This is a genomic window from Bradyrhizobium sp. HKCCYLS20291 (assembly GCF_051167715.1).
Lineage (GTDB): Bacteria > Pseudomonadota > Alphaproteobacteria > Rhizobiales > Xanthobacteraceae > Bradyrhizobium.
Genome location: NZ_JBNPTO010000028.1, coordinates 1 through 12,729, shown reverse-complemented (window position 1 = coordinate 12,729; position 12,729 = coordinate 1). Strand labels below are relative to the sequence as shown.

The window sequence follows — 12,729 nt, the reverse complement described above, 5'->3', positions numbered from 1 at the left end:
CATGCGAGCTCAAGTCCTGCAAGGACGATATGACATGCCACCCGTTTTCCGATTTGCCCCCAGCCCCAACGGCTATCTCCATCTTGGCCACGCCTATTCCGCGTTGCTGAACTTTGAGCGTGCGCGGGAGAGCGGCGGCCGCTTCCTGTTGCGGATCGAGGACATCGATCCGACCCGCTGCCGGCCCGACTACGAGCAGGCGATCTACGAGGACCTCGCCTGGCTCGGCATCGCCTGGGAGCAGCCGGTGCGGCGGCAGTCGCAGCATATCGCCGAGTACCAGGCTGCGCTGCAGCGGCTGCAGGCGATGGGGCTGGTCTATCCGAGCTTCGAGAGCCGGGCCGAGATCGCCCGGCTGGTCGCGCAGCGCGATGCTGACGGAGCCTGGCCGCGCGATCCGGATGGCGCGCCGTTGTATCCGGGCGCCGCGACGACGCTGTCTGTAGTCCGGCGTGCAGAGTTGATGGCCGCCGGCGCGCCCTATGCCCTGCGGCTCGACATGGCCTCGGCGACCGCGCGCGCCGGCCGTTTGACCTGGGACGAGTCCGGTGCTGGACCGTCCGGCGTCACCGGCACCGTCGAGGCGCGGCCGGAGGCCTGGGGCGACGTCATCCTTGCCCGCAAGGAGACCCCGACGAGCTACCACCTCTCGGTGGTCGTCGACGACGCGCTGCAGGGCGTGACCGAGGTGGTTCGTGGGCAGGACCTGTTTCATGCGACCAGCGTGCACAGGCTGCTGCAGGCGCTGCTCGACCTGCCGGCGCCGGCCTATCGGCATCACCAACTGATTCGCGACGCTGAAGGCCACAAGCTGTCCAAATCCACGCAGGCGACGGGATTGCGCACATTGCGCGCCACAGGCGTCTCGCCGGCGGAAATCCGACACAGGATCGGCTTGGTCTAGCCGCGTCCTGCCGCAAGTCCCGGTGTCTCCGAATGTTTCCGGCGGGGACAACCTCTGGGGCATCGTGACACCCGGAAACGACCGTGCCATGCTGTTCGTTGGCGCGGGTTATCGGGAGCTTCAATCGAAAGCGGCACGGCGAGACATGACAGGAGAGGTGCCCCTTCGTTTGTCGGAGTTCATGTCACAGGGGCCATGATGAAGCGCGTTCGGAATACGAGTAAGGGGCGTCGGGCCCGCCCGGCCAAGGCGGTTGCGCCCAGGCCTGCTGTGCCCAAGCCTGCTGTGCCCAAGCCTGCTGTGCCCAAGCCTGCTGTGTCCAAGTCTGCTGCGTCCAAGCCCGCCGGCGCGTCCAGGACGACTGGTGGATCACGACCTGCTCAAAAGACGTCCTCCGGCACGGCGTCCGCGGGACGGTCATCCAAGGCCCAGCGGCCGAAGACGCCGGCGACCAAGGCTGTGCCCGCCAAGGAGCGCGCAAAGGCGCGTCCCCTCAAGAAGCATGTCCCTCAGGTGACCGCGCCGGCGGGGGGCCGGCGGAGCTTAGCCAAGCCTATCGCAAGTAAGCCTGTCGCAACGAAGGCTATCACGAAGTCTGGTGCAGGAGGGCCGGGCGCGGGCGTCGTCGAAGCGGCACTGGCCGTGTTCGCGCATGAGGTCCGCACGCCCCTGACGGGCATTCTCGCCATCAGCGACCTGCTCGCCACCTCTGACCTCGGCGAGCGCGAGCGGCGCTGGGTCGACACCATCAAGGCCGGGGCGGAGCACCTGTCGAGCCTGGCGACGCTGTTCGTCGCTGCCGCCAAGGACGAAAGCACGGGCGCGCTGCTGCGCGAGGACCTGTTCGATCTGCGCGTGCTGGCACGCGCCGCGGGCGACTCGCTGGCCGGTCGCGCGGCCGCCAAAGGGCTGGAGGCGCTGGTCGAGGTGTCCGATGCGCTGCCGGGGCTCGTGATCGGCGATCCCGTGCGGCTGCGCGCCGCGCTCGAAAATCTCATCGACAATGCGGTGAAGTTCACCGAGCAGGGCGGCGTGGCGCTCGAGGTCGGCTTGGCCGGTCGGAGCGGCCGCGGCCGATCAGCTTCCGGCAAGGGCAAGGTTGCGGTCGTCTTCGCTGTCTCCGACTCCGGCATCGGCCTGACGCTGCAGGAGATCAGGAGGCTGTTCCGCCCGTTCAGCCAGGCCAATGTCTCGATCGCCTCGCGGTTCGGCGGCGCCGGCCTCGGCCTGTCCTCGGTGCGGCAACTGGCGCGGGCGATGGGCGGCGACGTCGCCGTGTCCCCGCACGAGGGCGGCGGCACGACGTTCACACTGACCGTCGCGCTGACGATCGCAGCGGCGCCGCACACCAGCGCGGAAGGCGAGGATGGCGTCACCCTGGCGCCGACCCGGCCGCTGCGCATCCTCGGCGTCGAGGACAATCCGTTCGGCCGTGTGGTGCTGAACACCATTCTCAACGAGCTCGGCCACCAGGCCGAGTTCATCGGCCGCGGCGAGGCGGCGCCGGACCGGATCGCCGCGGGCAGCTACGATGCCGTGCTGATGGACATGGTGCTGCCCGGCATCAACGGCGTCGAGGCGATTGCCCGGGTGCGCAAGCTCGAAGGGCCGCACGGAGCGATCCCGATCATCGGCGTGTCCGGGCGCGGCGAGGACGAGGCGGCCTCGCGCGCCGCCGGCGCGGATGCGTTCCTGCTCAAACCCGTTTCGCCGCGGGCTCTAGCGACTGCGCTTCTTGAAGCGACACGCCGCGCGGCAGACGCGACTTGATGATCGATGCGTTCAATTCGCCGCCATACACGAAGATCGCGGCGATGAAATACAGGAACACCAGGGCGATGATCACCGAGGCGAGCCCGGCATACATCGTGACGTAGTTGTAGGCGAAGCGCGCCAGATACTGGCCGAACACGATGCCGGACACCAGCGAGGCGACGAAGGTGAAGACGATGCCGGGCATGATCTGCATGAAGCTGCGCCGTCCCGCCGGCAGCCAGGCGTGCAGGAGGAACAGCGCTACGATGAGCGTGCTGACGGTGATGCCGTAGCGCGTCAGGTTGACGAAATGCGCGTTGGCCTCGACTGCCAGTGGCAGGAAGCGGCGCGCGGTTTCCAGCGCCAGCGGGCCGAGCACGATCAGGAACGACATCGCCAGCGCCGTAAAGGCGGCGACCAGCGTGTAGCCGATCGATTCCAGCCGCAGCCAGTACCAGCGGCGCTGCTCGATCACGCCATAGGCGCGGTTGAGCGCGACCCGCAGCGCCTCGACGCCGTTGGAGGCGAAGTACACCGCGAGCACGGCGCCGATCGTCAGCGCGTCGGTCCGGGTCGTCGTCAGCACGTCGTGAATCTCGCCCGCCAGGGCATCGGCGACCTGCGCCGGCCAGGTCTGCAGCATCAGCGTGGCGGCCTGATCGGCGAGATCCTTGGAGCCGAGAAAGCCGGCCAGCGAGGTCAGGACGATCAGGAAGGGAAACAGCGCCATCAGGGTGGACAGCGCAATGTGGCTCGCGATCGCCCAGCCGTCATCGGCGAGGAAGGTGTAGAACGCATCCATGACGACGTGGACGATGTAGCGAAGCGCCTTCACCTGTTCCTGCACTCCGCGAAACAAATTTGATTCCACAATCCGATATTACGGGCCCAAAAGCCAGAAGTTGCAGCCCCGGAAGTTGCAGGTCCAGGTGCCCCGATCCGGCATGGCGCTTCCGCTTTCGCGATGTTATCTAGCCCCAATGGCTTCACTCCTCGGTAAATTGATCCTTCCCATCGCCGTCGGCGCGGTCGCCCTGGTGCTGTTTCTCGGCCTCTTCAACATGATGCGCGGCGGCTCGCCGAATTTGTCGCAGAAGCTGATGCGCTGGCGGGTGATCCTGCAGTTCGTCGCGATCGTCATCGCGATGGCCGCGATCTGGGCCATGGGTCGTTAAGAACGGGACGTTGAGAACGGGACGCTGAAAACGATATGGTCATCCTCAATCGCATCTACACGCGGACGGGCGACGACGGCACGACGGCGCTGGGCAATGGCGAGCGCCGGCCCAAATATGATCTGCGCGTCTCCGCCTATGGAACCGTCGACGAGACCAACGCCGTGATCGGCGTCGTCCGGCTGCACCTTGCCGATGCGCTCGAAATCGATGCGATGCTCGGCCTCATTCAGAACGATCTGTTCGACCTGGGCGCCGATCTGGCGGTGCCGCAGCGGGAGGGCAAGGCCGAGCGGCTGCGCGTCGTCGCCAGCCAGGTCGACCGCCTCGAGCGTGACATCGACACGCTCAACGAGCGGCTGTCGCCGCTGACCTCGTTCGTGCTGCCCGGCGGAACTCCGGCGGCGGCCCATCTGCACGTGGCCCGTACCATTTGCCGCAGGGCGGAACGGATCATGGCGGAACTCGCTGGTAAGCCGGACGAGCCGGTCAGCGAGGCTGCCATTCGTTACATGAACCGGCTGTCGGATTTCCTGTTCGTGGCCAGCCGGGCGGCCAACCGCAATGGCGCCGGCGACGTGCTATGGGTGCCCGGGCAAAACCGTTAACCCGGGGGCGTGCGGGCCTGCTTTTTTCCCCCTTCGCGCGTTGACCGGGGGGTACGGGCGCTTTAGGTTCCGCGCCGAAAAGGTCAACCCCGGACATATTAAGAGCGAAAGAGGATCGATGAAGGTTCTGGTGCCGGTCAAGCGGGTGGTCGATTACAACGTCAAGGTCCGCGTCAAGAGCGACGGATCGGGCGTTGAGCTCGCCAACGTCAAGATGTCGATGAATCCGTTCGACGAGATCGCCGTCGAGGAAGCCCTGCGCCTGAAGGAAGCGGGCAAGGCCACCGAGGTGGTCGTGGTGTCGATCGGGCCTGCCCAGGCCTCCGAGACCATCCGCACCGCGCTCGCGATGGGCGCCGACCGCGGCGTCCTGGTCAAGGCCGAGGGCAATGTGGAGCCGCTCGCGGTCGCCAAAATCCTCAAGGCGGTCGCCCAGGAGGAGCAGCCGGGCCTGATCATCCTCGGCAAGCAGGCGATCGACGACGACTCGAACCAGACCGGCCAGATGCTGGCGGCGCTGCTCGGCTGGGCGCAGGCGACCTTCGCCTCCAAGCTCGAGGTCGAAGGCTCCGACTTCAAGGTTACCCGCGAGGTCGATGGCGGCCTGCAGACCGTGAAGCTCAAGGGCCCGGCGATCGTCACCACCGATCTCCGCCTCAACGAGCCGCGCTATGCGTCGCTGCCGAACATCATGAAGGCGAAGAAGAAGCCGATCGCCGAGAAGACCGCCGCCGACACCGGCGTCGATCTCACGCCGCGGCTCGAGGTCATCAAGACCGCTGAGCCCGCGGGCCGCAAGGCCGGCGTCAAGGTCAAGGACGTCGCCGAACTCGTCAACAAACTCAAGACCGAGGCGGGGGTGCTCTGATGGCCACGCTGCTGATTGCCGAACACGACAACGCTGGGATCAAGGACTCGACCAACAAGGCCCTGACGGCGGCTACAGCCCTCGGCGCCGATGTCGACGTGCTGGTTGCGGGCCAGGGCGCCAAGGGCGCGGCCGATGCGGCTGCCAAGCTCGCCGGCGTCAAGAAGGTGCTGCTCGCCGACGACGCGGCCTATGCGCATGATCTCGCCGAGCCGCTCGCCGACCTCGTCGTCAAGCTCGCCGCGAACTACGACGCGGTCGTCGCGCCGGCGACCTCGCGCTTCAAGAACGTGATGCCGCGCATCGCAGCCCTGCTCGACGTGATGCAGGTGTCGGAGATCATCAAGGTCGTGGCGCCCGACACGTTCGAGCGGCCGATCTATGCCGGCAACGCTATCCAGACTGTGAAGTCGAAGGACGCCAAGAAGGTCATCACCGTTCGCACCTCCACGTTCGCAGCCGCGGGCGAGGGTGGCAGCGCGGCGGTGGAGAGCGTGGCGGCGGCCGGCGATCCGGCGCTGTCGAGCTTCGTCGGCGAGGAGGTCGCCAAGAGCGATCGCCCCGAGCTGACCTCGGCCAAGATCATCGTCTCCGGCGGCCGCGCGATGCAGAGCCGCGAGAACTTCGCCAAGTACATCGAGCCGCTGGCCGACAAGCTCGGCGCCGGTGTCGGCGCCTCGCGCGCCGCGGTCGATGCCGGCTACGCGCCGAACGACTGGCAGGTCGGGCAGACCGGCAAGGTCGTCGCGCCGGAGCTGTATGTCGCAGTCGGCATTTCAGGCGCCATTCAGCATCTGGCTGGTATGAAGGACTCCAAGGTGATCGTCGCGATCAACAAGGACGAGGACGCGCCGATCTTCCAGGTGGCTGACTATGGCCTGGTGGCGGACCTCTACCAGGCGGTTCCCGAACTGACCGACGCGCTCGGCAAGCTCGGCAAGTGACACTCCACACCGGCCGCGCATGGGACTGTCGCGGCCGGTGTTTCATCTGTTAAGGCATGGACGGGCGCAAACGTCGCGCCGTTCCGGTGGATGACGACATGGCTCAGATCAACAAGCTCGGTGTGATCGGCGCGGGACAGATGGGCAACGGCATCGCGCATGTCGCTGCGCTGGCCGGGCTCGACGTGGTGCTCAACGACGTCACCTCCGACCGGTTGAAATCGGGCATGGCGACCATCAACGGCAACCTGACCCGTCAGGTCGCCAAGAAGGTGATCTCCGAGGAGGCACGCAGCCAGGCGCTCGGCCGCATCTCGATCAGCGAAACGCTCGACGGCCTCGCCGATTGCGATCTCGTGATCGAGACCGCGATCGAGAAGGAAGATATCAAGCGCAAGATCTTCCACGACCTCTGCGCCGTCCTGAAGCCGGAGGCGATCGTCGCCTCCAACACCTCGTCGATTTCGATCACCCGGCTCGCCGCCAGCACCGATCGTCCCGAGCGCTTCATCGGCATCCACTTCATGAACCCGGTTCCGCTGATGGAGCTGGTGGAGCTGATCCGCGGCATCGCCACCGACGACACCACGTTCGAGGCGGCCAAGGAGTTCGTCGGGCGTCTCGGCAAGCTGGTCGCTGTGTCCGAGGATTTCCCGGCCTTCATCGTCAACCGCATCCTGCTGCCGATGATCAACGAGGCGATCTACACGCTGTACGAAGGCGTCGGCAACGTCGAGGCGATCGATGCGGCGATGAAGCTCGGCGCGCATCACCCGATGGGCCCGCTCGAGCTCGCGGACTTCATCGGCCTCGATACCTGCCTGTCGATCATGCAGGTGCTGCACGAGGGGCTGGCCGATTCCAAGTACCGGCCGTGTCCGCTGCTGGTCAAATATGTCGAAGCCGGCTGGCTCGGCCGCAAGACGCAGCGCGGCTTCTACGACTATCGCGGGCCCAAGCCGGTCCCGACCCGGTAGTTCAACCGCCCATTGATCCGCTCGATCGATACGCTTCGTTAAGGCTGCCCGGTTACCTTGGCCTTGCGAGGTACATGCGTATGGATATGAGCTTGGTGGCTGCGGCCCTGGCGCAGCAGGCGAATGCGACACAGCAGCAGGTCGCCACGACCGTCATGAAGCAGAACCTGGATGCGCAGAAGGAAGCGGTGCTGACGCTGCTCGGCGGCGCGCAGCAGACGCTGTCGCTCGCCAATGTCGGCCCCGGCGTCGGCGGCAACCTCAACATCGCTGCGTGAGGGCTGCGGACCACCGATCAAATCGGCAGGTTCGAATTAACGGATGCTTCCGTCACATCACCCGGATTTAATGGTTTCATAATACCTCTCGGCGCCCGGCTGAGAGAGGGATGGCTGGCGCTGTCCAGATCGGCGTTCACGATCGAAGACACGGAATTCCGCGGAACTCCGGGGGGTGTTTTTTACGCTCGGGAAATCCCGCACCCGCTAGCGTTGCGCGCGCACGCGGAGCCCTTGAATGTTGCGGGTATTGAGTTGCCTTGAGACGGAGCACGACAAATGGCTGGTCCTGCTGGCCGGCTGCGTGTGCCTGCTGACGAGTCTCGTCGCGGTCAACCTGCTCCAGCGCGCCCGTGTCACCGACCGTTCCGTCCGGCTGGCCTGGCTTGCGACCACCGGAATCGTGACGGGGGGCGGCGTATGGTCGACGCACTTCATCGCCATGCTCGCCTACACGCCGGGTTTCCCGATCCGATACGATCTGCCGATGACGGTCATGTCGCTGGTTGCAGCCACGGTCATGACCACCGCCGGCTTCGCGACGGCTCTTTTCAGCCCGCACCGCATGCGCGCCATGGCCGGAGGTGCGATGGTCGGCCTCGGTATCGCAGCCATGCACTACATGGGCATGGCGTCGCTGCGGATCCCGGCCGTGATCGTCTGGATGCCGGACCTCGTCACAGCGTCCGTGCTGCTCGGCATGGTGTTCGGGGCACTGTCCCTCGTCGTCGCCACGCGCAGCGAGAGCTTCCCGTCATCCGCCGGCGCTGCGGGCCTGCTGACGCTCGCGATCACCTCGCATCATTTCGTCGCCATGGGTGCGATCGATCTGCTCGAGAGACCGGATGCGAGCCCGACCGGCCTGATGTTGTCGACGGTGACCCTGGCCCTGTCGATTTCCGCCGTGACGGCCACGCTGCTGATCGGCGGCCTGATTGTCGCGGTGTTCGACCGCCGCTCCGGACATCAAATGAGCATGCGCAATATGCAGCTCGATGCGGCGCTCAACAACATGGATCATGGGCTTTGCATGTTCGGGCCGGACGGCCGCCTGCAACTGTGCAACCAGAGCTATCTGCGCATTTTCCGGTTATTGCCCGAGCAGGTGCGTCCTGGGATGCTCGCCGAGCACTTGATCGCGGCGCGCAAGCTGGCCGGCACCGCGGTCCAGGATACTGAGCAGTACCTGGCCGGGCTCCATGCCGCTCACCGGGCAGGTGTCCCGGAAAACCGGATCGACAACCTCGTCGATGGCCGAGTCATCAGGCTGACTTACCGACCGATGCCGAATGGCGGCTGGGTCACGACTCATCAGGACATCACCGAGAGCGTACGCGCCACCGAGGCGCTCGCGGCCGCCAAGGAGGCCGCGGAGGCGGCGAGCCGCGCCAAGTCCGACTTCCTTGCGATGATGAGCCACGAGATCCGCACGCCGATGGCCGGCATGATGGGCATGATTGACCTGCTCGCCGGCACCCGTCTCGACCAGGAGCAGCGCGGCTTGGCCGAGATCGCCAGGGAATCGAGCCGCAACCTGCTCGCCGTCGTCAACAACATCCTCGACTTCTCGAAGCTGGAGGCGGGGCGTCTGACGCCCGAGGCGATTGGCTTCAGCCTCGGCCACACGCTGAAGGGCGTGACCACTCTGCTCGGTCAGCAGGCGCGCGACCAGGGCGTGACCCTCGAGATCTCGCAGGCCGGCGACATTCCGGCCTGGCTGATCGGCGATCCGGTCCGGATCGGTCAGGTCCTGTTCAACCTCGTCGGCAATGCGATCAAGTTCACCCGTCAGGGGGGAGTTCGCGTCGATGCGTCGCATCGGCTCATCGCCGACCAGCGCGTCGAGCTTCGCATCGAGGTGGTCGACACCGGCGTCGGGATTCCTGCCGATATCCAGGCGATGCTGTTCGACCCGTTCACCCAGGCCGACACCTCGGTATCACGCAAATTCGGCGGCACCGGGCTTGGGCTGGCGATCTGCCGGCAGCTCTGCCGCGCGATGGGCGGCGAGATCGGGGTCGACAGCGAGCCGGGACGCGGCAGCCGGTTCTGGTTCACCGTGCAATGCGGCGTCGGCGAACGGCCGGAGGTCGCATCGCCGCCGCTGCAGCCTGCGATCCCCGCAAAGCCCGATCGGCTGACCATCCTGGTGGTCGACGACACGCCGATCATCCGCACCCTGATCACCAAGCTGCTGGCGCGGCTCGGATGCCAGTTCGACGTCGCCTGCAACGGCTTGGAGGCGATCGCGGCGGTCCAGCACAAGCGTTACGATCTCGTCCTGATGGACATGCAGATGCCGGAGATGGACGGCATGTCGGCGACCGCTGCGATCCGCAGTCTCGACATCCCGGCCCGCGACGTGCCGATCATCGCGCTGACGGCCAACGCCCTGGTCGGCCAGCGCGAGATCTGCATCGGCGCCGGCATGAATGATTTCCTGACCAAGCCGATCGATCCGGCCGCGCTAGAGGCCACGCTCGCCCGCTGGGGCGCCATCGAACGCCGCCGTCACGAGGCGGCTTAGCCAGGGCGCGCGTGGCTGCCGGGCTATAGGCCCGCGGCGGCCTTCGATGTTGCCGCCTCGATCAGCTTGACGGCATCGGCGCTGTCCCATTCGGCAGGTCCCGCGATGGTCGCGATCTCGCAGCCATTGCCGTCGACCAGCACCGAGGTCGGCATGCCCAAAGCGCGGCCGACCGCCTTCAGGTCCTGGAACACCTTGGCCTTGGCGTCGCTGAAATAGGCGAGCTTCGTCAGCTTGGCGTCGTTCAGGAAGGCCTTCGGCTTCTCCGGATCGCGGGTGTCGATGTTGACCGCGACCACCTGGAAGGCGTCGCTGCCGAGCTTGGCCTGCAGGCCGTCGAGCGCCGGCATCTCCTTGCGGCAGGGCACGCACCACGTCGCCCAGAGGTTCAATAGCACCGTCTTGCCGCGGAAATCCGACAGCTTGGCCGGCTTGCCCGCGGCGTCCTCGAAGGCGAGGTCCGGCAGCCGCAGCGGCACGGTGGCCGCCGTCAGCGCGGCCACCTCGCCCTTGATCTGCGGCGCGAGCCGCGCGGCGGTGGCGACCGCCGCCTGGCAGGCCTGGTCGCCGGCCGGCTTGCCCTTCAGCAGTCCGCCGAACGACGCCGCGGCGACGCCGGCCACGGCGACCACCGCCACGGCGCCGGCGACGAGCAGGGTCCGGCCACGGGAGGCGGGGCGGGCAGGGGACGACTCAGGCTTATCGTTTGTCATCTCGGGTCGGTTGCGGCTATCAGAGGCGCGAATTTGGGATACCGGACGGTGTGTCCCATCCGATGGCGATCAGCAAGGTTTTGAGAAGCGGTTCAGGCATGAGCAACACGATGTGGGGCGGGCGGTTCTCGGAGCGTCCCGACGAGATCATGGAGGACATCAACGTCTCGATCGACGTCGATCGTCACCTTTACGCGCAGGATATCGCCGCTTCCAAGGCGCACGCCGCCATGCTCGCCGCCCAGGGCATCATCACCGCCGGTGATGCGAAAAATATCGGCAAGGGTCTAGACACGATTTTGTCAGAGATCACCAAGGGTTCGTTCGACTTCAAGCGGTCGCTCGAAGACATCCATATGAACGTCGAGAGCAGGCTCTCCGAGCTGATCGGCCCCGCCGCCGGCCGGCTGCACACCGCGCGCTCGCGCAACGACCAGGTCGCGACCGATTTCCGCCTGTTCGTCCGCGACACGATCGACGACATCGACGCGTCGCTCGCGGCCTACCAGCACGCGCTGGCGACCCGCGCGCTGGAGTTCGCCGGCACCGTGATGCCGGGCTTCACCCATCTGCAGACCGCCCAGCCCGTGACCTTCGGCCACCATCTGCTGGCCTATGTCGAGATGGCCGCCCGCGACCGTGGCCGCTTCGCCGATGCCCGCAAGCGGCTCAACGAGTCCCCGCTCGGCGCCGCGGCGCTGGCCGGCACCTCGTTCCCGATCGATCGCCATGCGACGGCCGAGGCGCTCGGCTTCGAGCGCCCGATGGCCAATTCGCTCGACGCCGTCTCCGACCGCGATTTCGTGCTGGAGACGCTGTCGGCCGCATCGATCTGCGCCGTGCATTTGTCGCGCTTCGCCGAGGAGATCGTGATCTGGACCTCGCCTCTGGTCGGCCTGATCAAGCTGTCGGACAAGTTCACCACCGGCTCCTCGATCATGCCGCAGAAGCGCAATCCGGACGCCGCCGAGCTCGTCCGCGCCAAGACCGGCCGCGTCATCGGCGCGCTCAACGGGCTCCTGATCGTGATGAAGGGCCTGCCGCTCGCCTACCAGAAGGACATGCAGGAGGACAAGCAGGGCGCGATGGAGGCGTTCGCCGCGCTGTCGCTCGCCGTGCGCGCCATGACCGGCATGGCGCTCGACCTGGTGCCGGATGCCGAGCGCATGAAGGTGGCCGCCGGCGAGGGCTACGCCACCGCCACGGATCTCGCCGACTGGCTGGTCCGCACCCTGAAGATGCCGTTCCGCGACGCCCACCACGTCACCGGACGCATCGTCGCGCTGGCCTCGAAGCAGGGCGTGGCGCTGCACGAGCTGCCGCTGAAGGCGATGCAGGAGGTCGAGCCCAAGATCACGGCCGAAGTGTTCGGCGTGCTCTCGGTGGAATCCTCGGTCAAGAGCCGCACCAGCTTCGGCGGCACCGCGCCGAAGAACGTCGCCTCGCAGGCCAAGGCCTGGCTGAAGCGGCTGGAAAAGCAGCGAAAGTAGGGCTGCTGGCCGAAATTGACCGCCGAAATTTGACCGGACTGGCGTGGCACTCCCGCACTCGTCAGCCCGGCTCAATCTCTGTATGGTGCCGCCCGCATGGGGATCTCACACGTGAATCGCAGTCGCCGTCCGATGTCCGCCGCCCGGGTCCTGCTCGTCCTCGGCGCCTCAGCCCTGCTGCTGGCCGCCTGCGGCCGCAAGGGCCCGCTGGAACTGCCGGCCAACTCCCCGCCGGCGCCGCAGATGTCCGCCGCCCCGACCGACACCACGATGGACAACGCCGCAAAACCCGGCGTCTTCAACTCCGGCTACGGCACCGACGGCGCCCCCGCCGCCCCGCGCGGCCAGAAGAAACCCTTCATCCTGGACCCGCTGCTCGACAGCAAATAGCGGCGAGCTCCGCCCACGGTGCGTCACCCTCCCCTGGAGGGCAGGGCTATCGCACGTGAGCGAGGAGTTCGAAAAAGAAGTCATCGCTCCAACCGGCGCG

The 12,729-nt window shown here is 66.8% G+C and carries 13 protein-coding genes; 11 read left to right on the top strand and 2 right to left on the bottom strand.

Going from position 1 to position 12,729, the window contains the following annotated elements; all coding sequences use genetic code 11:
* Nucleotides 1-34: 34 nt before the first annotated feature.
* A complete protein-coding gene (gluQRS, locus tag ACQR07_RS35440) occupies nucleotides 35-904 on the top strand; it encodes a tRNA glutamyl-Q(34) synthetase GluQRS (RefSeq protein WP_434906679.1) in 870 nt (289 codons plus the stop codon).
* 636 nt (nucleotides 905-1,540) lie between these two features.
* Complete coding sequence (locus ACQR07_RS35435; RefSeq protein WP_434906726.1) at nucleotides 1,541-2,674, top strand: ATP-binding protein; 1,134 nt, start codon at nucleotides 1,541-1,543, stop codon at nucleotides 2,672-2,674.
* On the opposite strand, the gene ACQR07_RS35430 is transcribed toward ACQR07_RS35435, so the two are convergent.
* Nucleotides 2,601-3,506: a YihY/virulence factor BrkB family protein gene (locus ACQR07_RS35430; RefSeq protein WP_434906725.1), complete on the bottom strand. Its 906-nt coding sequence runs from the start codon at nucleotides 3,504-3,506 to the stop codon at nucleotides 2,601-2,603. The two genes, ACQR07_RS35435 and ACQR07_RS35430, sit on opposite strands and share 74 nt — an antisense overlap.
* A gap of 133 nt (nucleotides 3,507-3,639) precedes the next feature.
* Here ACQR07_RS35430 and ACQR07_RS35425 point away from each other — a divergent pair, with 133 nt between their 5' ends.
* From ACQR07_RS35425 to ACQR07_RS35395, 7 genes are all read left to right on the top strand, one after another.
* Nucleotides 3,640-3,834: a twin transmembrane helix small protein gene (locus ACQR07_RS35425; RefSeq protein ID WP_434906724.1), complete on the top strand. Its 195-nt coding sequence runs from the start codon at nucleotides 3,640-3,642 to the stop codon at nucleotides 3,832-3,834.
* A gap of 35 nt (nucleotides 3,835-3,869) precedes the next feature.
* The gene (locus tag ACQR07_RS35420; RefSeq protein WP_434906678.1) at nucleotides 3,870-4,442 is read left to right on the top strand and encodes a cob(I)yrinic acid a,c-diamide adenosyltransferase; all 573 of its coding nucleotides are present in this window, start codon (nucleotides 3,870-3,872) and stop codon (nucleotides 4,440-4,442) included.
* A 118-nt stretch (nucleotides 4,443-4,560) separates the two neighbouring features.
* A complete protein-coding gene (locus ACQR07_RS35415) occupies nucleotides 4,561-5,310 on the top strand; it encodes an electron transfer flavoprotein subunit beta/FixA family protein (RefSeq protein WP_434906677.1) in 750 nt (249 codons plus the stop codon).
* Complete coding sequence (locus tag ACQR07_RS35410) at nucleotides 5,310-6,254, top strand: electron transfer flavoprotein subunit alpha/FixB family protein (RefSeq protein WP_434906676.1); 945 nt, start codon at nucleotides 5,310-5,312, stop codon at nucleotides 6,252-6,254. Before ACQR07_RS35415 ends, ACQR07_RS35410 begins: the two co-directional genes overlap by 1 nt.
* A 98-nt stretch (nucleotides 6,255-6,352) precedes the next feature.
* Nucleotides 6,353-7,231, top strand: a complete 879-nt coding sequence (locus tag ACQR07_RS35405) for a 3-hydroxybutyryl-CoA dehydrogenase (protein ID WP_434906675.1) — start codon at nucleotides 6,353-6,355, stop codon at nucleotides 7,229-7,231.
* A gap of 80 nt (nucleotides 7,232-7,311) precedes the next feature.
* On the top strand, nucleotides 7,312-7,509 hold the full coding sequence (locus tag ACQR07_RS35400; RefSeq protein ID WP_434906674.1) for a putative motility protein: 198 nt from the start codon (nucleotides 7,312-7,314) through the stop codon (nucleotides 7,507-7,509).
* Between the two features lie 238 nt (nucleotides 7,510-7,747).
* Entirely contained in the window at nucleotides 7,748-10,036 is a 2,289-nt protein-coding gene (locus ACQR07_RS35395; protein ID WP_434906673.1) for an ATP-binding protein, read from the top strand.
* Between the two features lie 23 nt (nucleotides 10,037-10,059).
* On the opposite strand, the gene tlpA is transcribed toward ACQR07_RS35395, so the two are convergent.
* Nucleotides 10,060-10,749: a thiol:disulfide interchange protein TlpA gene (tlpA, locus tag ACQR07_RS35390; protein WP_434906672.1), complete on the bottom strand. Its 690-nt coding sequence runs from the start codon at nucleotides 10,747-10,749 to the stop codon at nucleotides 10,060-10,062.
* A gap of 98 nt (nucleotides 10,750-10,847) precedes the next feature.
* Between tlpA and argH the strand changes: the two genes are divergently transcribed.
* Nucleotides 10,848-12,239 carry an argininosuccinate lyase gene (argH, locus tag ACQR07_RS35385; RefSeq protein WP_434906671.1) on the top strand — a complete coding sequence of 464 codons (1,392 nt, stop codon included), beginning with the start codon at nucleotides 10,848-10,850 and terminating at the stop codon, nucleotides 12,237-12,239.
* A 111-nt stretch (nucleotides 12,240-12,350) separates the two neighbouring features.
* Nucleotides 12,351-12,629: an LPS translocon maturation chaperone LptM gene (gene lptM / locus ACQR07_RS35380; protein ID WP_434906670.1), complete on the top strand. Its 279-nt coding sequence runs from the start codon at nucleotides 12,351-12,353 to the stop codon at nucleotides 12,627-12,629.
* The last annotated feature ends 100 nt before the right edge of the window (nucleotides 12,630-12,729 follow it).

Excerpts from the sequence above, each read along its gene's own strand:
- gluQRS (WP_434906679.1), top strand. The coding sequence starts at position 35 with ATGCCACCCGTTTTCCGATTTGCCCCCAGCCCCAACGGCTATCTCCAT.
- ACQR07_RS35425 (WP_434906724.1), top strand. The coding sequence starts at position 3,640 with ATGGCTTCACTCCTCGGTAAATTGATCCTTCCCATCGCCGTCGGCGCG.
- ACQR07_RS35420 (WP_434906678.1), top strand. The coding sequence starts at position 3,870 with ATGGTCATCCTCAATCGCATCTACACGCGGACGGGCGACGACGGCACG.
- ACQR07_RS35415 (WP_434906677.1), top strand. The coding sequence starts at position 4,561 with ATGAAGGTTCTGGTGCCGGTCAAGCGGGTGGTCGATTACAACGTCAAG.
- ACQR07_RS35410 (WP_434906676.1), top strand. The coding sequence starts at position 5,310 with ATGGCCACGCTGCTGATTGCCGAACACGACAACGCTGGGATCAAGGAC.
- ACQR07_RS35405 (WP_434906675.1), top strand. The coding sequence starts at position 6,353 with ATGGCTCAGATCAACAAGCTCGGTGTGATCGGCGCGGGACAGATGGGC.
- ACQR07_RS35400 (WP_434906674.1), top strand. The coding sequence starts at position 7,312 with ATGGATATGAGCTTGGTGGCTGCGGCCCTGGCGCAGCAGGCGAATGCG.
- ACQR07_RS35395 (WP_434906673.1), top strand. The coding sequence starts at position 7,748 with ATGTTGCGGGTATTGAGTTGCCTTGAGACGGAGCACGACAAATGGCTG.
- tlpA (WP_434906672.1), bottom strand. The coding sequence starts at position 10,749 with ATGACAAACGATAAGCCTGAGTCGTCCCCTGCCCGCCCCGCCTCCCGT.
- argH (WP_434906671.1), top strand. The coding sequence starts at position 10,848 with ATGAGCAACACGATGTGGGGCGGGCGGTTCTCGGAGCGTCCCGACGAG.